Source organism: Streptomyces sp. SP17BM10 (genome assembly GCF_036322405.1).
Lineage (GTDB): Bacteria > Actinomycetota > Actinomycetes > Streptomycetales > Streptomycetaceae > Kitasatospora.
Window position 1 is genome coordinate 247993 of sequence record NZ_JAQYXB010000539.1, and the last position, 19428, is coordinate 267420.

At 74.1% G+C, this 19428-nt stretch carries 19 protein-coding genes; 13 read left to right on the forward strand and 6 right to left on the reverse strand.

Annotated features, from left to right (window positions below):
* Window positions 1–49 precede the first annotated feature (49 nt).
* Window positions 50–733 (forward strand): response regulator transcription factor, encoded by a 684-nt coding sequence (locus PUR71_RS13080; RefSeq protein ID WP_329927120.1) that lies wholly within the window; start codon window positions 50–52, stop codon window positions 731–733.
* Between the two features lie 68 nt (window positions 734–801).
* Entirely contained in the window at window positions 802–2130 is a 1329-nt protein-coding gene (locus tag PUR71_RS13085; RefSeq protein ID WP_329927121.1) for a HAMP domain-containing sensor histidine kinase, read from the forward strand.
* A gap of 67 nt (window positions 2131–2197) precedes the next feature.
* Here PUR71_RS13085 and efeB read toward each other — a convergent pair whose 3' ends face one another.
* The 3 genes from efeB to PUR71_RS13100 all read right to left on the reverse strand — a co-directional run bounded on the left by efeB (window position 2198) and on the right by PUR71_RS13100 (window position 6167).
* Window positions 2198–3544: an iron uptake transporter deferrochelatase/peroxidase subunit gene (gene efeB / locus PUR71_RS13090; RefSeq protein WP_329927122.1), complete on the reverse strand. Its 1347-nt coding sequence runs from the start codon at window positions 3542–3544 to the stop codon at window positions 2198–2200.
* A complete protein-coding gene (efeU, locus tag PUR71_RS13095; protein ID WP_329927123.1) occupies window positions 3544–5601 on the reverse strand; it encodes an iron uptake transporter permease EfeU in 2058 nt (685 codons plus the stop codon). The genes efeB and efeU overlap by 1 nt, the downstream gene beginning before the upstream one ends.
* Before the next feature lie 257 nt (window positions 5602–5858).
* Entirely contained in the window at window positions 5859–6167 is a 309-nt protein-coding gene (locus PUR71_RS13100) for a hypothetical protein (protein ID WP_329927124.1), read from the reverse strand.
* A gap of 391 nt (window positions 6168–6558) precedes the next feature.
* Here PUR71_RS13100 and qcrB point away from each other — a divergent pair, with 391 nt between their 5' ends.
* Entirely contained in the window at window positions 6559–8184 is a 1626-nt protein-coding gene (qcrB, locus tag PUR71_RS13105; protein ID WP_329927181.1) for a cytochrome bc1 complex cytochrome b subunit, read from the forward strand.
* Between the two features lie 74 nt (window positions 8185–8258).
* Here the strand turns inward: qcrB and PUR71_RS13110 are convergent, their stop codons facing one another.
* Complete coding sequence (locus PUR71_RS13110) at window positions 8259–8636, reverse strand: hypothetical protein (protein ID WP_329927125.1); 378 nt, start codon at window positions 8634–8636, stop codon at window positions 8259–8261.
* Window positions 8637–8847: 211 nt separating this feature from the next.
* Between PUR71_RS13110 and PUR71_RS13115 the strand changes: the two genes are divergently transcribed.
* From PUR71_RS13115 to PUR71_RS13135, 5 genes are all read left to right on the forward strand, one after another.
* Window positions 8848–9261, forward strand: a complete 414-nt coding sequence (locus PUR71_RS13115) for a hypothetical protein (RefSeq protein ID WP_329927126.1) — start codon at window positions 8848–8850, stop codon at window positions 9259–9261.
* On the forward strand, window positions 9258–10331 hold the full coding sequence (locus tag PUR71_RS13120; protein WP_329927127.1) for a polyprenyl synthetase family protein: 1074 nt from the start codon (window positions 9258–9260) through the stop codon (window positions 10329–10331). The genes PUR71_RS13115 and PUR71_RS13120 overlap by 4 nt, the downstream gene beginning before the upstream one ends.
* Window positions 10332–10606: 275 nt before the next feature.
* Window positions 10607–10918, forward strand: a complete 312-nt coding sequence (locus tag PUR71_RS13125; protein ID WP_329927128.1) for an ArsR/SmtB family transcription factor — start codon at window positions 10607–10609, stop codon at window positions 10916–10918.
* Window positions 10919–11017: 99 nt separating this feature from the next.
* A complete protein-coding gene (locus PUR71_RS13130) occupies window positions 11018–11674 on the forward strand; it encodes an NADPH-dependent F420 reductase (RefSeq protein WP_329927129.1) in 657 nt (218 codons plus the stop codon).
* Between the two features lie 66 nt (window positions 11675–11740).
* Window positions 11741–12178 carry a YchJ family protein gene (locus PUR71_RS13135; RefSeq protein WP_329927130.1) on the forward strand — a complete coding sequence of 146 codons (438 nt, stop codon included), beginning with the start codon at window positions 11741–11743 and terminating at the stop codon, window positions 12176–12178.
* 27 nt (window positions 12179–12205) lie between these two features.
* Here PUR71_RS13135 and PUR71_RS13140 read toward each other — a convergent pair whose 3' ends face one another.
* Window positions 12206–13210 (reverse strand): polysaccharide deacetylase family protein, encoded by a 1005-nt coding sequence (locus PUR71_RS13140; RefSeq protein ID WP_329927131.1) that lies wholly within the window; start codon window positions 13208–13210, stop codon window positions 12206–12208.
* Between the two features lie 210 nt (window positions 13211–13420).
* On the opposite strand from PUR71_RS13140, the gene PUR71_RS13145 reads away from it, so the two are divergent.
* Window positions 13421–13954 (forward strand): GNAT family N-acetyltransferase, encoded by a 534-nt coding sequence (locus tag PUR71_RS13145; protein WP_329927132.1) that lies wholly within the window; start codon window positions 13421–13423, stop codon window positions 13952–13954.
* Here the strand turns inward: PUR71_RS13145 and PUR71_RS13150 are convergent.
* Window positions 13935–14840, reverse strand: a complete 906-nt coding sequence (locus PUR71_RS13150; protein ID WP_329927133.1) for a carbohydrate kinase family protein — start codon at window positions 14838–14840, stop codon at window positions 13935–13937. The two genes, PUR71_RS13145 and PUR71_RS13150, sit on opposite strands and share 20 nt — an antisense overlap.
* A gap of 518 nt (window positions 14841–15358) precedes the next feature.
* Here PUR71_RS13150 and PUR71_RS13155 point away from each other — a divergent pair.
* From PUR71_RS13155 to PUR71_RS13170, 4 genes are all read left to right on the forward strand, one after another.
* Window positions 15359–16885, forward strand: coding sequence for a M1 family metallopeptidase (locus PUR71_RS13155; RefSeq protein WP_329927134.1), 1527 nt, complete (start codon window positions 15359–15361; stop codon window positions 16883–16885).
* A 352-nt stretch (window positions 16886–17237) separates the two neighbouring features.
* Window positions 17238–17762 (forward strand): SigE family RNA polymerase sigma factor, encoded by a 525-nt coding sequence (locus PUR71_RS13160; RefSeq protein ID WP_329927135.1) that lies wholly within the window; start codon window positions 17238–17240, stop codon window positions 17760–17762.
* Entirely contained in the window at window positions 17749–18615 is an 867-nt protein-coding gene (locus PUR71_RS13165) for a hypothetical protein (protein ID WP_329927136.1), read from the forward strand. Before PUR71_RS13160 ends, PUR71_RS13165 begins: the two co-directional genes overlap by 14 nt.
* 113 nt (window positions 18616–18728) lie before the next feature.
* On the forward strand, window positions 18729–19427 hold the full coding sequence (locus tag PUR71_RS13170; RefSeq protein ID WP_329927137.1) for a hypothetical protein: 699 nt from the start codon (window positions 18729–18731) through the stop codon (window positions 19425–19427).
* Window position 19428: the final 1 nt, after the last annotated feature.

The window sequence follows — 19428 nt, forward strand, 5'->3', positions numbered from 1 at the left end:
TCGACCCCCGCCTGGAACCGCCGTGCACACGCCAGGGAGAATCCCACGCATGACCCACACCGTGCTGATCGCCGAGGACGACCGCGCCATCCGCGACTCCCTCACCCGCGCCCTGCAGCTGGAGGGCTACCGCGTGCGCACCGCCGCGGACGGCACCCGGACGCTGGCCGCCCTCGACGAGCAGCGCCCGGACGTCCTGGTCCTCGACGTGATGATGCCGGCCCCGGACGGCCTGGAGGTCTGCCGCCGGCTGCGCGCGGCGGGCGACCGCACGCCCGTCCTGATGCTCACCGCCCGGGTCGAGGTCCAGGACCGGATCGCCGGGCTCGACGCCGGTGCGGACGACTACCTCGTCAAGCCCTTCGACGTCGGCGAGCTCTTCGCCCGCCTGCGCGCCCTGCTGCGCCGCAACCCCCCGGAGCAGCCCGTCGAGGACGTCCTGGCCGTCGCCGACCTGCGGGTCGAGCCCGGCGCCCGGCGGGCCTGGCGCGCGGGCGAGGAACTGGAGCTGTCCAGGACCGAGTTCGACCTGCTGGAGCTGCTCACCCGGCACGCCGGCTCGGTGCTCGACCAGGCCACCGTCTACGAGCGGATCTGGGGCTACGACTTCGGCCCCGGCTCCAAGAACCTCGCGGTGTTCATCGGCTACCTGCGCCGCAAGCTCGATCGCCCCGGCCTGGCCCCGCTGATCCACACCGTCCGCGGCGTCGGCTACACGCTGCGCGCCTCGTGACCCGCCCGCGCCGACTCCACCCGCGCCGACTCCACCGGCTCCGGCCGCGCCCGGGGCTGCGCACCACCATGTCACTCGCGTTCGCCGCACTGGCCGTCCTGGTGGCGGTGCTGATCGGCGCCCTCGGCTACCACTCCGCCGCCGGGCTGATCCGCGACGACGAGAGGGCCGACTTCAACACCGCCGTCCAGTCGGTCGGCAGCCAGGTCACCCGCCAGACGCTGTACCCCGGCGACTTCAACGGGCCGACCGGCCTCGGCGAGCAGTTGCTGCGCCCGATCCGGGTCACCGCGCAGGCACTCGACGCCAACGGCGCCGTCCTCCCGGGCACCGCCCACGTCGGCCTGCCGGCCGTGCCGGACGACGGCGAGCTCGCTCGCGCCGCCGCCCCCGCCCGGACGGTGATCGGGGTGCGGCACGTCGGCGACGAGACCTACCGGGTCGGCGTGGTCGCCCTCGGCGGCGGCCGGGGCGCCGTCCAGGTCGTGCAGGAGACCGGCGACATCGAGGACCTGCTGGACGCCCTGCGGAACCAGATGGCGGCCGTGGTGGCCGCCGTCGCCCTCCTCGCGGGCGCGGCCGGCTGGCTGCTCGCCCGCCGGATCACCGGGCGCCTGGTGCGCCTGACCGACGTCGCCGAGCTGGTCGCCGACAGCGGCCGGCTGGACGTCCCGGTGCCGGCCGCCGGGAACGACGAGGTCGGCCGGCTCGGCCGGGCCTTCGACCGGATGCTCGGCCGGCTCGCCACCGCCAAGGAGAACCAGCGCCGACTTGTCCAGGACGCCGGGCACGAGCTGCGCACACCGCTCACCAGCCTGCGCACCAACCTCGCCGTGCTCCCCAGCCTGGACCGCCTGCCGCCGGCCGAGCGCACCGCGCTGCTGGACGACCTGGCCGAGGAGGCCAAGGAGCTGACCCTGCTGGTGGAGGAGCTGGTGGCGCTGGCCGCCGAGCAGAAGTCGGACGAGGACCCGGTCGACGTGGTGTTGGCCGACGTGGTCCGCGAGGCCGCCGTCCAGGCGCGGCGGCGCAACGGCCGCGAGATCGCGGTCGACGCCGATGCCACTGTGGTCACCGCCCGCCCGGACGCGCTGGCCCGCGCGGTGGGCAACCTGCTCGACAACGCGGCCAAGTTCGACCCGGCCGGGGCCGCCCCGATCGACGTCGTCGTGCGCGGCCCGCGGGTGGAGGTGCGCGACCGCGGTCCCGGCATCGACCCGGTCGACCTGGAGCGCGTCTTCGACCGGTTCTACCGGGCCACCGCCGCGCGCAGCCTGCCCGGTTCCGGGCTCGGCCTGGCCATCGTCCACGAGGTCGCCACCTCGCACGGCGGCACCGCGTTCGCCGTCAACCGCGACGGCGGCGGCGCCGTCATCGGCTTCACCCTCGGCGGCTGAGGAGCCTCGGGCACGCGAACGGCCCCCGGTGCGCAAGCGGCGCACCGGGGGCCGTGGCGCGCTGGCGTCAGGCGGCGGCGAACAGCCCCCGGCCGAGCCAGTCGGCGTCGTCCTTCACGCCCGGGAGGACGAAGAAGTAGCCGCCGCCGGTCGGCGAGATGTAGTCCACCAGCGGCTCGCCGACGAGGCGGGTCTGGGTGGCCTCGAACTGCCGCACCACGTCCTGCTGGTAGCAGCAGAAGACGAGGCCCATGTCGAGGTTGCCGGCCTTGTCGATGCCGCGGTCGTAGTTGAAGCCGCGGCGCAGGATGCGCGAGTTGTCGGTGTCCGAGGTGCGCGGGTTGGCGAGGCGGATGTGCGCGTTGAGCGGGATCGCCTTGCCGTCCGGGTCCTTGGCGTAGTCCGGGGCGTCGTTCTCCTGGTGGCCGTCGAGCGGGGCGCCGGTGTCGCGGCGGCGGCCGAACATCTTCTCCTGCTCCGTGAGGGTGACGCGGTCCCAGAACTCGATCAGCATCCGGATGATCCGTATGACCTGGTAGCTGCCGCCGGTCGCCCACGCGGGCTCGCCCATGCCGTCGGTGACCCACACCAGGCGGTCCATCTCGCGGGCGGAGGCGGTGTCCGGGTTGACGATGCCGTCCTTGAAGCCGAGCAGGTTGCGCTGGGCGCCGTCGGGGCGGGACTGGTTCTGGAAGCCGTCGATCCGCCAGAGGATCTGCATCGCGCCACGGGTGTGCCGGGTGATGTCGCGCAGGGCGTGCAGGACGGTGTCCTGGCGGTCGGCGCAGATCTGCAACGAGAGGTCGCCGTGGAGCTCGGCGGCCTGAAGGTTGTCGTCGGGGAAGGTCTTCATCGGCGCGAGCTTGACGGGCTTGGCCTTGGCGAGGCCGTAGCGGTCGTCGAAGAGCGAGGCGCCGACGCCGACCGTCACGGTGAGGTTGTCGGTGGCCACGACCGGGCCGAGGAGGCCGCTGTCGGAGGGCGGCGCGCCGACGCCGAGGTCCGGCGGGGTGCCGCCGGCGGTGAGGAAGCGGATCCGCTCGGTCAGGGTCCTGAACAGGTCCTCCAGGGCCTTGCGGTCCTGGGCGATCACCTGGCAGGAGACGAAGGCCGCGTGGCCGGGCACCGGGGTGGTGACGCCGGCCTGGTGCGCGCCGTGGAACGGCACGACGCCGTTGGACGCCTGGTGGGCGTCGCCCGCGGCGGCCGGCTCGGCGGAGAGCGTGAACGCCGCACCGGCGCCGGCCAGGACGGCCGCCCCCGCGCCCGCCCCGAGCGCCGCCCGCACGAAGCTGCGCCGGGCCGGGCCGGCCGGGCAGCCGCCCTGGTCGGCGGCCTCGAGCGCGGCGGCTGCGTGCGCCAGGGAGGCGACATCCACCGGGCAGGAGCCGGTGGCTGCGGTGTGGTCGGTCATCAGGCGGCCTTCCGGATCTCGAGCAGGGCGGGGATGGGGGACAGGTCTTCGAGCAGCTGGCCGGTGGCGCCGTCGAGCTGCCGGCGGGCGTCGGCGGGCAGCTTGTCCAACGGGGTCCAGCCGTCGGCGGTGCGGGCCGCGGCGACGAGGTCGCCCACGCGCTTCATTCCGGCGTTGACCCGGACGAGGACCTGCGGGTCGCGCTCGTCGAGCAGCGGCTGGAGGAGCGTCAGCAGCTCCTGGGTGCCGGCCAGGTTGGCCTGGGCGGTGGCGAGGCCGGTGCCGCTGCCCATGTCGGTGTCGCCGGTGAGCTCGAACCGCAGGGTGTTCTCCAGGATCTCGTGGGCGCGCAGCGGCAGGTCGGCCGGGTCGAAGTCCTGGGTGGGGAAGTCGTGGACGAGGGTGGCGACGTCGCGGGCGAGGCCGTCGGCGACGGGCGTCAGGTCCGCGGCGGACTGGCCGTGCCACAGGCCGTACTCCAGGCGCAGGAAGCCGGTGAAGCCCGGGTCCGCGGTCTTGTCGGGGAGCCCGTCGGCGCGGCCGTCGATCTTGCCGTCGAGGTCGGCGAAGGTGCCGTAGGCGGCGCCGAGCGAGGCGTAGCGCAGGTGCGCGGTGAGCCAGTCCGCCCGGGCGGTGGCGAGGTCGCCGCCGTGGATGTCGGCCTGGAGCTTCTGGGACTGCGTCATGAGGGTCGCGAGGCCCTGGACGACGTAGTCCTTGTAGGAGGCGAGCGGGGCGTCGAGGTCGCCGTCCCCGACCGGCTTGACCGCCTTGACCTCGGTGCCGCCGGAGACGTGCACGGAGGCGGAGGTGACGGACTTGCCGCCGGTGGGCACGCAGCGCCAGGCGTAGTCGCCGGTGCCGATGGTGGCGGTCAGGGCGCGGGTGGTGCCGGGCGCGAGGCCCTCGACCTCGCCGTAGACGGCGCCGGTGCCCGGGTTGACCAGGTACACCTCGGAGACCTTGTCGCCGGTGTTGCGCATCTGGAAGACCTGCTGGCCGGGCAGCGGGGAGGTGAAGCCCTTGCCGCACTCCTGCTCGGAGACGGCGACGGTGGAGGCGCTGTCCTTCTTGCCGTCGCTGACGGCGATGACGGCTCCGGCGACGACGGCCGGGACGGCGACGAGTGCGGCCGGGAGCACCCAGCGCGGGCGGCCGGAGGCGGCGGGCGCGGGGGTTCCGGCGGCCGCGGCGGCCTTCTCGGCCGTCGTCTCGGCCGACCTCTCGGCGGCGGGCGCGGCCTGGCCGGCGCGCAGGCCCTGGAGGAACAGCGTCATGACGATGCACAGGTAGGCGACGTAGGCGACGACCTGGAGGACCGTCATGGTGACGGTGAGGTTGAGCGTGCCCTGGACGAGCGTGGCGTACCAGGACTGCGCGTCCAGGTGCCCGCTGAGGTCGAACGCGTACGAGGTGGAGCCGCCGACCAGCCCGGACTCCTGGAGGTCGCGCAGGCCGTAGCCGAGCACGCCCGCGGCGATGACGATCAGGCCGGCGCCGGTGACGGTGAAGAACCGGGTGAGGTTCATCGTGAGCGCGCGCCGGTACAGGCCCCAGCACAGACCCGCGGCCAGCACCAGGCCGACGGCCGCGCCGATCAGCGGACCGGTGGACTCGCCGGCGGTGCGGACGTTGGTCCACAGGAAGAGGGAGGTCTCCAGGCCCTCGCGGGCGACGGCGAGGAAGCTGGTGAGCACGAGCGCGCCGGCGCCCAGCGCGAGCGAGGCCTCGACCTTCGAGCGGATCTCGGCCGACAGGCTGCGCGCGGAGCGGCGCATCCAGAAGACCATCGCCGTGACGAAGCCGACCGCGATCAGGCTCAGCACGCCGCCGAACGCCTCCTGGGCGTGGCCGGACAGGTTCGCGGCGGTGAAGGTGAGCACCGCGCCGAAGCTGAGGCTGACCGCGACGGCCGCCGCGACGCCGGTCCACACCTGGGGCAGGCGCCCCTTGCGGTCGAACCGGACGAGGGTGGCGACCAGGATCGACACGATCAGGCCGGCCTCCAGGCCCTCGCGTAGCCCGATCAGAAAGCTGGGAAACGCTTCATCCCACATGCAGCGGGCTCCTCCCCCGGTCCACCCCGGGTCGTACCTGTCCTCGGAGTCCCACCGCGGTGACGGGGGACGGCACAGCCGAACGCCCCGGACTGGGTTGGGTCCAGGGCGCCTCGGCTTAGCTTAGGCAAACCTTAGAGGTGCAGGGAGTCGCCGAACCCGCCGTCAAGGTAAGGGTTCGGTATGAAACCGGCCTTCCGTCTCAGTATTCGACCCGGCCTCCGGCGCGCCGCCTTCCGGGGAACCGGGGGCGGGGCTCAGCCCCACCACTGCTCGGGGACGGTCTCCGGCTCGGCCGGGACGCCACCGGGCTCCGGGACGGGCGCCACGTGGAGGTCTCCGCCGTCCACCTCCGTGACCTCGTGGCCGGCCTCCCGCAGCACGACAGCCACCGCCCCGAGGACGGCGGTGCGCACTCCTTCGGGTGAACCGCCGCCCGGCGGCCAGCCGACCACCACTCCCGCCGGGCCCGGGCCGATCCGCAGCGGGGACGGGCCGGCGGCGTCGAGTCCGGCGCGGGAGAGGGTCGCGGTCACGTCAGCGACGAGTTCACGGTGATCCACCATTGGCGCAGCGTAGGCCCGGGGTCGCGCGACCCCGGGCCGCGGCGCGCGCCGAAACGGTTCGGCGGCACCCGGGCGCAGCACCGGCCCCCTCCCGGACGGCCGATCGGGGGCCCCGGCCCCTCGTCCGGCCCGACACGAGCGGCCGGACGGGCCGATGGACGTGCACAGTCGGCCCCCTGCCGACAGCATGACAGAGTAAGCGATCCATCACCCTGAGCAACGGGGCCAGCGGTCACCCGCACCGCGGGCCGGATCCCCCCGGCCGTCCCGTATCGAGAGGTCCCATGATCACATCACTCCGCCGGCCGGCGTTCTCGCCGGCGGGCCTCCAGCACGGCACGCCGAGGACGCCGGGGAGCCCGTCGTGAGAACCGACCAGCAGCCGGGACCGGTGACCACCAGTACGCGTGACCAGCCCGCGAACAAGGCCGAGGCCTTCGCCGACTGGGCCGACGGCCGCCTCGGCATCTACTCCCTGGCGAAGGCCAACCTGCGCAAGATCTTCCCGGACCACTGGTCCTTCATGCTGGGCGAGATCGCGCTCTACACCTTCGTGATCATCATCATCACCGGCGTCTGGCTGACCCTCTTCTTCAACCCGAGCATGAGCGAGGTCATCTACGACGGCTCGTACGTCCCGCTCAAGGGCGTCCAGATGTCGGAGGCCTACCGCACCACGCTCGACATCAGCTTCGACATCCGCGGCGGCCTGCTGATCCGCCAGATCCACCACTGGGCGGCGGTCGTCTTCATCGCCGGGATGCTGACGCACATGATGCGCGTCTTCTTCACCGGCGCGTTCCGCAAGCCCCGCGAGCTCAACTGGGTCTTCGGCGCGCTGCTGCTGATCCTCGGCATGTTCGACGGCTTCATGGGCTACTCGCTGCCGGACGACCTGCTCTCCGGCACCGGCATCCGCTTCATGGAGGGCGCGGTACTGGCCGTGCCGATCGTCGGCACCTACCTGCAGTTCTTCATGTTCGGCGGGCAGTTCCCCGGGCACGTGATCATCCCGCGCCTGTTCACCGTGCACATCCTGCTGATCCCCGGGATCATGGTCGGCCTGCTCGCGGCGCACCTGATCCTCGTCTTCTACCACAAGCACACCCAGTTCTCCGGGCCCGGCCGCACCAACCAGAACGTCGTCGGCATGCCGCTGCTGCCGGTCTACACCGCCAAGGCCGGCGGCTTCTTCTTCCTGGTGTTCGGCGTGGTCTCGCTGATGGCGGCGATCGCCACGATCAACCCGATCTGGGCGTACGGCCCCTACCGGCCGGACCAGGTGTCCACCGACGCCCAGCCGGACTGGTACATGGGCTTCTCCGAGGGCCTGATCCGCGTCATGCCGGGCTGGGAGATCAGCGTCTGGGGCGGCCACACCCTGAACCTCGGGGTGTTCATCCCGCTGATGGTCTTCCCGACCGTCCTGCTGGCCATCTGGTGCTACCCGTTCCTGGAGGCCTGGGTCACCGGGGACCGCGGCGAGCACCACATCGCCGACCGGCCGCGCAACGCGCCGGTGCGCACGGCCTTCGGCGCGGCCTGGATCAGCCTCTACCTGATCCTGCTGGCCGGTGGCGGCAACGACCTGCTCGCGACGCACTTCAACCTGTCGATCAACGCGATCACCTACGCGGTGCGGATCTGCTTCTTCGCGCTGCCGGTGGTCGTCTTCGTGATCACCAAGCGGTGGTGCATGGGCCTCCAGCGCCGCGACAAGGAGAAGGTGCTGCACGGCCGCGAGACCGGCGTCATCAAGCGGCTCCAGCACGGCGAGTTCATCGAGGTGCACGCGCCGCTGCCGCAGGGCCGGACGTACACCCTCACCTCGCACGACCAGCCGGAGCCGCTCGAGGTGGAGCCCGAGGTGGACGAGAACGGCGTGGCCCGGCGGGCCGGGCTGTTCAGTCGCGCGCGGGCCAAGCTGTCGCGCGGCTTCTACGGCGAGGGGAGCCGGATCGCCAAGCCGACCGCCGAGGAGCACCGGGAGATCAGCAGCGGCCACGGCCACCACTGATCCCCGCCCACGCGCCGAGGGCCCGCCGCAGCGTCTGCGGCGGGCCCTCGGCGTTGCGGTGTCCTGCCTCGGGGTCAGCCCCGCAGGATGGCGGGCACCGCGGCGAACAGCGCGGCCGCCAGCGTCACGGACAGGCAGAGGGCGGCCCAGCGGGCGCAGATCCGGCGGCACTCGCCGCGGTAGCGGGCGGCGAGGCGGCGGCAGCGGTCGACGGCGCGGTCCACGACCTCCTCGGCGTAGCGCAGCCGGTCTGCGGCGTAGGCCCGTTCCAGGCTCTCCCGCTCGGCGGCCGGCAGCCAGGCGAACTGGCCGGCGAAGGCGCGGGCGTCCCGTTCGGCCGCCGCGACCTCCGCCTCCCAGGCCAGGAAGCCCTCCAGGCGGGCGATCTCCACGCGGGTGTCCACCTTCTGCCGCGGGGTCCGCGCCTTCGCCGGACGCTGTCTGCCACCCATTGACCGCTCCTTCGTGCCGTCGCCAGCGCCTTCGCAGCGAAACCACGCAACTACTATCAGTGACGAATGAGGGGCGTAGGGCGACTCGCCGAGCCCCGGTGCCGAATGGAATCGCGAACACCGGACACGCTCCGCGTACGGGCGTGTACCATCGGCAAGCATTGCGACGGTGCACCCCGGGCTGGCCGGGGCACGAGCCAGGAGGTCGGCCATGCCCGATGCCGGTCGGTTCAGCGGGGCGGGCGAGGAGGGCGAGCGGGCGGTGTCGGAGGCCGCCGCCGTCCTGGAGCGCGAGCTGGCGGCCGGGCTGGCCGACGCCAAGGCGGTCGGCGGGCGCCTCGCCGACGAGCACCGCGTCGACCAGGAGGAGTTCGGCCGGCTGGTGCAGCGGGTGTCGGACAACACCCACGAACTGATCGACGCCGTCAGCGCCCGGGTGCTCGGCAACACGGCGGGCGACGCCACCGAGCACACCCGCAGGATCGCCGAGAGCGCGCACGACATCGTCGACCTGCTGCTCGACCTGAGCCGCCTCGCGCCGTCCCTCGCCAACCAGGGCCTGAGCACCGCCTTCGGACCGCAGCGCACCGCCGCCGGGGAGCCCGACGAGCGGCCCGGGGAGTGACACCACCCCGGGTCACGGGCGGCGCGGAGCAGGTCGAGCGGGTGCTGGCCCGCTACCGGGAGCGCACGGTGGCCGCGCTGCTGGGGCACATCCCCGAGCAGAGCCCGCCCTACCTCTACGACCTGGCCGCCGACTACCCGGCCCGCCCCGGCAAGGGCCTGCGCGCGGCGCTGTGCCTCGCCACCTGCGCGGCCTTCGGCGGCGACCCCGCCCGCGCACTCAACCCGGCCGTCACCGTCGAGCTGTTCCACAACGCCTTCCTGATCCACGACGACATCCAGGACGGCAGCGAGCTGCGCCGCGGCGGGCCCACCCTGCCGGCCGCGTACGGCGTCGAGGTCGCGCTGAACGTCGGCAACGCCACCCACCTCCTTGGCCTCCAGCGGCTGATGGCCAACCGGCGGGGGCTGGGCGGCGAGCTGGCCTGGCGGCTGTTCGAGGAGACCGAGCTCATGTGCCGCCAGTCGCTGGAGGGCCAGGCCCTGGAGATCGCCTGGATCCGCGACAACGCGTGTGCCCTCGTCCCGGGCGACTACTACCGGCTGTGCCTCAAGAAGACGTCCTGGTACACCTTCCTCTACCCGTGCCGCACGGGCCTGCTGGTCGCCGAGGGTGCCACGGCGGACTCCGGCCGGCTGGACCGGTTCGGCTGGTACCTGGGCGCGGCCTACCAGATCCAGGACGACGTGCTGAACCTCGCCGGGACGCAGGAGGAGTACGGCAAGGAGATCGCCGGCGACCTCTGGGAGGGCAAGCGGACGCTGATGCTGATCCACCTCCTGGAGCGCTGCACCCCCGCCGAACGCGCCAGGGCCGAGCGCTACTTGAGCCGTACCAGGTCCCAGCGCGGGCCGGGGGCCGCCGAGGACGTGCGCTGGCTGCTCGACCGGCTCGCGGCGTACGAATGCGTGGAGAGCGCACGACAGGCGGCAGCCGGGCTCGTCGCGGCGGCGGAGCGGGAGATCGACGGGGTGCTCGGCGCGGTCGGCGCCCGTGGGGAGCAAGAGGCGGACGAGGCACGGGAGTTCCTCCTCGCACTGCCGGGGTTCGTGGTTGAACGGGGGCGCTGACACCCGGCGGACACCGCGTCATCCCCGATCGACCGTCACCGCCCGCCCCGGCGCCGGCGGGCCCGCCCCGGTTGGTCTGGACCGCGCCCTGTGCACCTGGTTCGGCGAGCCGGCCGGCGACCGCGCCTGCCCCAGGCCGCCACGATGGCTAACTCGTTTGGAATTGTGGCGAGTTCGCCACCAGAGCGGTGCGAGGCCGGCTCCGGACGAGCCCACGTCAGCCCCGGCGCCGACGCGCCGGGGCCCGGTTTTGACAGCACCGGTACCCTTCCCGCATGCATGCCGACCTGGCCACCGCCCTGCGGGCGATCGCGAACCCGACGCGCCTGCAGCTGCTGACCTGGCTGCGCGATCCCGAGCGGCACTTCCCGCTCGACCACGCGATCGCCGACCCGCACGGGGTCGGCGTCTGCGTCAGCCACCTCCAGGCGAAGACCGGCCTCGCGCAGTCGACCGTCTCCGCCTACCTCGCCGAGCTCCAGCGGGCCGGCCTGGTCCGCGCCACCCGCGTCGGCAAGTGGACCCACTACCGCCGCGACGAGGACGCGATAGCCCGCCTCCTCGCCGTCCTCGGCCACACCCTGTAGCCGGAGCCGGAAGGTCCTTCTTGACTGAGCCCGGGTCAACTATCGTCGTCGCCGACAACGCTCCACGAGGGCGCGTTTCACGGGAGATGCGGAGTAGCTGTGCGCATCGGAATCATCGGCACGGGCACGGTCGGGCAGACGCTGGCGAGCAAGCTGGTGTCCCTCGGTCACGAGGTGACGCTGGGCTCGCGGACCAAGGACAACGAGAAGGGGCTGGCCTGGGCCGCCGCGGCGGGTCCGCAGGGCCACTGCGGCACCTTCGCCGACGCGGCGGAGTCCGGCGAGGTGGTGATCAACGCCACCGGCGGCACGGTCGCGCTGGCGGCGCTGCGGGCCGCGGGCGCCGAGCGGCTGGCCGGCAAGCTGCTGATCGACGTGTCGAACCCGCTGGTGTTCTCCCCCGAGGGTGAGCTCACCCTCGACCCGGTGAACACGGACAGCGTCGGCGAGCAGATCCAGCGGGAGTTCCCGGCGGCCCGGGTGGTCAAGGCCCTCAACACGATGAACGTCGCCGTGATGGTCGACCCGGCCGTGCTGCCGGGCGAGCACAACCTGTTCGTCTCCGGGAACGACGACGCGGCCAAGGCCGAAGCGGTCGCGCTGCTCGGCGAGTTCGGCTGGCCGGCCGAGTGGATCATCGACCTCGGGGACATCACCGGCGCCCGCGCGACCGAGATGATGATGCCGTTCTGGCTGCGGCTCTACCGCCACTTCGGCACCGGCGAGTTCAACTACTCGTTCAAGCGCAACGCGTAACGAGCGCCCGCAGGCCCCCGGGGGGCGGCGCACGGAGAGCGGAGCGGACGGGGGACAATGGACCGCATGTCCCGACGTCGCCCCGCTCCCCGCGCCGCCTCCGCCGCGCCCCGGCTGCTGCCCTCCTCCCCCTGCCCGTGCGGCCTGAGCGCCTCCTACGGCGACTGCTGCGGCCGGATGCACCGCGGCGCGGCGGAGGCCGGCACGGCCGAGGCGCTGATGCGCTCCCGCTTCAGCGCCTTCGTCGTGCAGGACGAGGCGTACCTGCTGCGCAGCTGGCACCCGGACACCCGGCCGGACGCGGTGGACTTCGACCCGGCGCTGCACTGGACCCGCCTGGAGGTCGACGCCACCACCGAGGGCGGCGCGTTCCACTCCGAGGGCACCGTCGCGTTCCGCGCGTACTGGACGGAGGGCCGCGAGGAGGGGGTGCTCAAGGAGAACAGCCGGTTCGTCCGGCACGAGGGCGCGTGGGTGTACCTCGACGCCCTCTCGCTCGGCTGAACCGGCCGGCCGCCCCGCCCGCACGCCCTACAGGTAGTCGTCCAGGCGCCCGAGGGCGTAGCCCTGGGCGGTGACCTCGTCCAGGACCTTGCGCAGCAGGTCCGGCATCGTGGCCTTCCAGATGTCAGCGCCCCGGAAGTGGGTGAGGATGATGTCGCCCGGGTGGAGCTTCTGGTCGTCGTAGCGCCACTCCATGTGGTCCGGGAAGGCCTCCTCGTTCCACAGGGGCACCGCCTGGACGCCGCAGGACCCGGCCGCGCGCAGCGTGTCGTCGTTGTACTCGCCGTACGGCGGGCGGAACAGGCGGGGGCGGACGCCGATCTGCTGCTCCAGCTGGTCCTGCTGGCTGCAGATCTCGTAGCGCTGGGTCTCGTAGTCGTGGATCTTCAGGTTGCGGTGGTTGATGGTGTGGTTGTTGATCTCCACGCCCTGGGAGTGCAGGTCGCGGAAGTAGCCGTAGTCGTCCCGGGCGAGGTAGTCGGAGACGAAGGCGCTGAGCGGGACACCGAGCTCGGCGGCCATCTTGTTGAACTGCGGGTCCTTCTCGGCACCGTCGTCGACGGTCAGGAACACCACCTTGTCGTCGGTGGGGACGCGGAAGACCACCGGCGGACGGCCGTCCTTCAGCTTCACGCCCTGCATCGCGCGCAGCGTGGGCCGGGCGGCCGGGGGCGGGGGCGCCTTGAGCGGCGGCTCGGCCAGGCCCCAACGCCGGGCGGTCTCGAACGCCGCGCGGGTCGCGGTCTCCTGGCGGGCGAAGGCCTCGCTGCTGGTCTCCTCCTCCTGGCGGGCGAGGCCCGGCAGCATGGGCGGCGCGGCCGGCGGGCGGGCACCGGCCCGGTCGACGGCGGGCTCCCCGGCGGCCGTGCCCTCCGCCCGGAGGGCCGGTGCGGCGCTCGCGGCGTTGGCGGGTCCGGCCTTCGGCCCGGCGGGTCCGGTCGGCCCGGCGCAGCCGGCCACGACGGCGGAGAGGCAGACGGTGGCCAGCAGGCCGGTCCGCAGACCCTTCCGCGCCGGGTGACTCCCCCTCAAACCCCCATTAATGTGACGATCTGATGGTGCGTTCATAACGCCACTGCTCCCCTGTGGGGCACCCCCGTCAATCCCCCCATCACCCGCACGGCAGAACGACCCGCCCGGGACCTTGCCCAAGCTTTGCCGTGCGCAGGACGACCGGACGCCCCCGCGCGCCGCCCGAAAACCCTTTGCCGCCGGGCCGCCCGCACGGCGATCATGCGGGGCATGACGACCAGCACCACCCCGCGCGCCACGGCCGCCTGGACCGTCGCCCCCGCCGACGTGACCAGCGACGAGGCGCTCGCGCTGCTGCGCGAGTACTACTACGACGTCGCCAACCGGTACGGCCGGCTGCACCACGGCGAGGACTTCGCCCCCGAGGTCCTGGAGGCCGGCCTGGCCGACACCCCCAGCGGCGACCTCGCCGCGCCCACCGGCCTGTTCCTGATCGGCCGCTACGACGGCCGCGCCCACTCCTGCGCCGGGCTGCGCCGCCTCGACGCCACCACCGTCGAGCTCACCCGCGTCTACGTCCGCCCCGGCCTGCGCGGCACCGGCGGCGGCGCCCGTCTGCTCGCCGCCGTCGACTCCGCCGCCCGCGCCCTCGGCGCCGGGCGCATCGTCCTCGACACCCGCCTCGACCTCGTCGAGGCCCGCGCCCTCTACACCCGCCACGGCTACCGCGAGATCCCCGCCTACAGCGCGGGCCCGTACGCCGAGATCTGGTACGGCAAGGACCTCACCGAGGCTGCCGGCTGAGGGAGCCGGAACCGAGGGCCGCGGCCAGTTCGGCGGACGAGGGCGGGTTCGCGCCCGGGCGGGAGACGGTGACGGCCGCGGCCGTCACCGCGTGGGCGAGGCAGACGGCGAGCGGGGTGCCGGCCGCGCGGGCGTGCAGGAGGGCGGCCATGAAGGAGTCCCCGGCTCCGACGGTGTCCGCCACCCGCACCGGCCGGGCGGCGACCTCCTCCCGGGCGCCGTCCGCGCCGAGCGCGACGGCGCCGGCCGCGCCCAGCGTCACGACGACGACGGCCGGGCCCAGCCCGAGCCAGTGCCGGGCCACGGACTCCGGCGCCTCGCCCGGGTAGAGCCAGGCCAGGTCCTCGTCGCTGGCCTTGACGACGTGGCTCAGCGCCACGCAGCGCTCGACCCGGCGGACGGCCACGGCCCGCTCGCCCATCAGCGCGGGTCGCACGTTCGGGTCGTAGCTGACGCTCGCCCGGCCGCGCAGACGCTCGACGATCCCCAGCACGGTTTCCGCCCCCGGCGACGTCACGGCCGCGATCGAGCCCAGGTGCACGTACCCCGGCGCGTCCGGCACCTCGGCGGCGCCGAGCGTCCAGCCGATGTCGAAGGCGTACTGCGCGCGCCCGTCGCCGTCCAGTTCCACGACGGCCGACGGCGTCCGGGCCACCGTCTCCGCCCGCACCACCACCCCGGCCCCCTCCAGGTGCATCCGGATCAGCCGCCCGTGGGCGTCGTCCGCGAGCTGGGTGAGGAGCGTCGCCGGCCGCCCGAGGCGCGCCAGCCCGTACGCGACGTTGGCGGGGCTCCCGCCGGGGTGCACCCGGTCCGGCGCGCCGTCGGCGCGGACGACGTCGGCGACGCACTCGCCGATCACCAGGAAGTTCGGGGACGTGGTCACAGCGGCTCCTGGCGGTCCGGCGCGGAAGGGGCGGACCGCCAAGCGTAGGGCCTGTGCGCGGGCATGAAAGTACGGCCGCCGGACCTGGCCAGGTTCTCCGGCGACCGTGGTCCCGCCCGTCAGGGGGCGGAACTCTTCGACCGTATGACGGAGGGCGATCGCACCGCTACCGCAGTGCTCCGTCCGGGGGACGCACGTGTCGCGTCCCCCGGCACCCGCCGGTCGGTCTCGCGGTGCGGCGATGGGTGCGCCGGCCAGGGCCGCTCCGGCCAGGAGGACGAGGACCATCGGCCGCGAGCGCGAGACAGGCCCGGGGCGGCGCCGTGCCGGGTCGCCGTGCTGCTCGCGCCCGCGCGGCCGAGGCTGCGCACGACCTGGAGACGCTCCTCGAGCTGACCCAGCACGCGGCGACGCGCGGATAGGTGCCGGGGCCCAACTCCCGAACCACGCTCGGGCGGACGGCCGTTCCCATAGGATCCGTGCCCGGAACACCTCACGTGCCGTCATCCCGGAGAGCGGTGGTCGCCCTGATCCCCCTGCGTCGGACCCGAGCCCGCGGCCGTGCCGGGCTCGCCCTGGTGCTCGCGCTCAGCGCGGCGCTGCTGACCACCGGCGGTCCCGCGGCCACCGCGGCGGACGGGCTGGGCGACCCCGTCTTCCCGTCGCTCGGCAACCGCGGCTACGACGCGCTCGCCTACCACCTCTCTTTCGCCTACCGGCCGGACAGCCGCACCGTCGACGCCACCGCGGTGATCACCGCCCGGCCCTCCCGCGACCTGGCGAGCCTGGATCTCGACGCGCTCGGCCTCGACGTGCACGACGTCCAGGTGGACGGCCGGCCCGCCGCGTTCCGCGCGCACGACGAGAAGCTCACCGTCACGCCGGGCCGGGCGCTGCGCCGCGGCGCCACCGCGCGGGTGCGGATCACGTACTCGGCGGACCCGCGCGCCAGGCTCCCGCACACCGGCTGGGTGCCGACCGCGAACGGCTTCGCCGTCGCCGGGCAGCCCGTCAGCGCGCACACCGTCTTCCCGTCCAACGACCACCCCAGCGACAAGGCCCGCTTCACCATCGACGTCACCGCGCCGGACGGCCTGCTCGGCGTCGCCAGCGGCGAGCTCACCCGGACCACACCGCTCGGCGACGGCCGCACCACCCGGCGCTACGTCTCCCGCGAGCCGATGGCCACCGAGCTCGTACAGGTCTCGGTCGGCGACTACACCGTCCGCGAGCGCACCGGCCCGCACGGCCTGCCGCTGCGCGACGTCGTGCCCACCGCGCGCGCCGCCGACCTCGAAGCGGCCCTCGCGCTCACCGCCGACCAGCTCGCCTGGGCCGAACGGCACCTCGGGCCCTTCCCGTTCGAGGCGTACGGGATCCTGCCCGCCGACACCGACGACCCGAACGCCTTCGGCTTCACCGGCCTGGAGACCCAGACCCTGACGCTGTACAAGCCCGGTTTCCTGCGCCAGCCCGAGGCCGCGATCGGCTCGCACATGATGCACGAGCTCGTGCACTCCTGGTTCGGCGACAGCGTCTCCCCCGCCACCTGGGCGGACCTCTGGCTCAACGAGGGCCACGCCGACTACTACGGCCTGCTCTACCGCTACGAGCGCGGCTGGCCGGACGCCTGGGGCCACACCACCCTCGTCGACCGCATGCGCCACCTGTACGGCCTCGGCGACCAGTGGCGCCGCGACGCCGGGCCGGTCGCCTCGCCCACCGCGGCCGACCTGTTCGACAGCCAGCGCTACACCGGCGGCGCGCTCGTGCTCTTCGCGCTGCGCGAGCGCGTCGGCGAGGGCACCTTCGACGCCATCGAGCGCACCTTCCTGACGCGGTACCGGTACGGCGACGCGACCACCGCCGACTACATCAGCACCGCCTCCGAGGTCTCCGGGCAGGACCTCACCGGCTTCCTCACCGACTGGCTCTACGGCCACCGCACCCCGCCCATGCCGGGCCACCCGGACTGGACGGTCGGCGCGCAGCCGGTGGCCGCCCGCGCGGTCGGGCCCGTGGAGCACGGCTCCGGTACGCTCTGACGGCCCGACCGGCCGGGGAGAGCACCGCGGCCGCCGCGGCCGCCGTACGCCCCGATCGCGCCCGGCCGGTGCGTCCGGGCGCCCCGTTCGCGCTCCTGCGCCCACGGGACGGACGGCGCATCGTGGTGCCACGGCCCGCCCGCCGCCCGGCACAGTCCCGGCCGGCTCGCGGGCCGTCCAGCGTTCCCGGCGAGGCCCTCCCCCGGGCGCTGCGAAAATCGTCCGGGAACGGAGACAACCCGAACCGGGGGCCACCGCGTTCCACCAGCCGTGAGGACGACACCACGCACGCGGCCGACCGGGCCGCCACGGCGAACGGCGACGACGGGAACACCATGGCAGGGGCGGCGGGATGAGGGACGCGACACCGGACTTCGAGGAGTTCGTCGCCGCCTGCGGCCCGAAGCTGCTGCGCACGGCCTGGCTCCTGACCGGCGACCCGCACCAGGCCGAGGACCTGCTGCAGACCGCGCTCGCCAAGGTCTGGCCCAAGTGGGACCGGATCTCGATCGAACGCCCCGAGGCGTACGTGCGCAAGGTCCTGGTGAACTCGCACGTCTCCTGGTGGCGCCGCCGGTGGACCGGCGAACTCCCGCACGGCGAGCTGCCCGAACCGCCGGTGCAGCGGGCCGACCCCTTCGAGGACGTCGTGCTCAGCCAGGTGGTGGCCACGGCCGTCCGGGCGCTGCCGCCACGGCAACGGGCGGTGGTGGTGCTGCGCTTCTTCGAGGACCTCAGCGTCGAGGAGACGGCGGAGGTGCTGCGCTGCACGAGCGGCACCGTCAAGAGCCAGACGCACCGGGCACTCGCGGCCCTGCGCGGCAGACTGCCGGTCAGGGAACTGATGCTGGACGGGGGACGCCGTGACGGTAACTGACTTCCTCGACCCGGACCGGCCGGACGGGGTCCACGGGCCGGACGGCACCGACAGCGGGGAGGAGGAGGAACTGCGGGTCCTCCTCCAGAGGGCCGCCCCGCACCTCGCCGCGCCCGAGGACCGCATCGAGCGGGTCCTCGCCCGCGCCGGCCGCACCCGCCGCCGGCGGCGGGCCGCCGGCCTCGGCGCCGGACTCACCGGCGGCCTGCTCGCCGCCGCCCTGGCCGCCGCCCCGGCGATCGCTCCGGCCCCCGACGCCACCGGAGCGCTGGGCGCCGCGGGGACACCGGCCACCGCGCCGAGCGCGGCCACGGCGGCGCCCTCCGCCACGCCCGAGCCCGAAGGGCCGGACCCGGTGGGGCCGTTGGGGACGGCGATCTCGTTCGGCTCGGGCCCCGACATGGTCGTCAACGTGCCCAAGGGCTGGCTCACGCAGGCGAACGGATGGGCCCAGCCCGACGTGACCATCGGCACGCTGGCCAACCAGCCGCTCGTCGAACCGACCGCCTGCGAGGGCCGGAAGACGCTCTGCCTGCCGGTCGGGCAACTGCGCGGCAGCGGCGTCGTCGTGACCTTCCGGCTCGTGAAGGACCCGAGCCGGATCAAGGAGTACGCGGACCAGTCCCGCCCGGCCCAGGCCGCCGCGGTCGGCAAGGAGTGCACCACCGTCGGCGGCACCGCCGAGCTGGTCGGCTACCGGACCGTCGCGAGTGGCCCCGCCCCGGCGGTGATCGAGCTCACCGCGTGCCTGCGGGAACCGACGACGGCCGTGGTCCAGCAGGTGCAGCAGGTCCTGGAGTCGGTCCGGCCGCTGGAGCGGACGAGCACCCCCTCCGAGGACCCGAGCGGCTGAGCACGGCGGTACCGGCACGATGAGCTGCCCCGCCCCCTCTCTTCCAGGTTCGGCGATCGGCCGGGGAAGAACAAGACTGCAATTTCCGGGCGGAGAGGGGGACCCTGGCACCCATGACCTCTCCCCTCCCGGACACCGGGACCGGCAGGGAATCCCTCCTCCTGACGGCCCGTTCACTGGCCCACGTGCGCTGGATCGCCGGCGGCACCGGCAGCGGCAAGAGCACCCTGGCCCGCCTGCTCGCCGCCCGTCACGGCCTCCCGGTGTACGACGGCGACCGCGCGGAGCACCGGTGGCTGACGCGCTGCACGCCGGAGCGCCACCCGTACCTCTCGGCCCTGCGCGGCCTGCCGCCGGGGGCGGGGTGGGACGGCCGTACGGCGGAGGAGGTGCTGCGCGCGATGCCGAGCGTGCACGGCGAGATGCTCGGCTTCGTCGTCGACGACCTCCTCGCCATGCCCACCGACCGGATCGTCCTGGTCGACTACTTCGGGATCCTGCCCGCCGACCTCGCGCCGCTGCTGAGGCGACCCGGCCAGGCGGTCTTCCTCCTGCCCACGGCGGGCTTCCGACGGGACGTGCTCCGCGCGCGCTACGCGGATCCGCAGCGCGCGCGGGCCACGTGGGGCGGCCGCGACCCCTCGACGGTGCTCGCCAAGCGGCTCGCGCGCGACGCCCTGTGGGACGCGGAGGTCCGCACTCAGGCCACCGGCCACCGGCTCGACGTCCTGACCGTCGACGGCGCCGCGCCGGCCGCCGAGCTGGCCGACCGGGTGGCCGCCCGCTTCGGCCTCGGCCGCGTGGCCTCGTAAG

Excerpts from the sequence above, each read along its gene's own strand:
- PUR71_RS13080 (WP_329927120.1), top strand. The coding sequence starts at position 50 with ATGACCCACACCGTGCTGATCGCCGAGGACGACCGCGCCATCCGCGAC.
- PUR71_RS13085 (WP_329927121.1), top strand. The coding sequence starts at position 802 with ATGTCACTCGCGTTCGCCGCACTGGCCGTCCTGGTGGCGGTGCTGATC.
- efeB (WP_329927122.1), bottom strand. The coding sequence starts at position 3,544 with ATGACCGACCACACCGCAGCCACCGGCTCCTGCCCGGTGGATGTCGCC.
- efeU (WP_329927123.1), bottom strand. The coding sequence starts at position 5,601 with ATGTGGGATGAAGCGTTTCCCAGCTTTCTGATCGGGCTACGCGAGGGC.
- PUR71_RS13100 (WP_329927124.1), bottom strand. The coding sequence starts at position 6,167 with ATGGTGGATCACCGTGAACTCGTCGCTGACGTGACCGCGACCCTCTCC.
- PUR71_RS13110 (WP_329927125.1), bottom strand. The coding sequence starts at position 8,636 with ATGGGTGGCAGACAGCGTCCGGCGAAGGCGCGGACCCCGCGGCAGAAG.
- PUR71_RS13115 (WP_329927126.1), top strand. The coding sequence starts at position 8,848 with ATGCCCGATGCCGGTCGGTTCAGCGGGGCGGGCGAGGAGGGCGAGCGG.
- PUR71_RS13125 (WP_329927128.1), top strand. The coding sequence starts at position 10,607 with ATGCATGCCGACCTGGCCACCGCCCTGCGGGCGATCGCGAACCCGACG.
- PUR71_RS13135 (WP_329927130.1), top strand. The coding sequence starts at position 11,741 with ATGTCCCGACGTCGCCCCGCTCCCCGCGCCGCCTCCGCCGCGCCCCGG.
- PUR71_RS13145 (WP_329927132.1), top strand. The coding sequence starts at position 13,421 with ATGACGACCAGCACCACCCCGCGCGCCACGGCCGCCTGGACCGTCGCC.
- PUR71_RS13160 (WP_329927135.1), top strand. The coding sequence starts at position 17,238 with ATGAGGGACGCGACACCGGACTTCGAGGAGTTCGTCGCCGCCTGCGGC.
- PUR71_RS13170 (WP_329927137.1), top strand. The coding sequence starts at position 18,729 with ATGACCTCTCCCCTCCCGGACACCGGGACCGGCAGGGAATCCCTCCTC.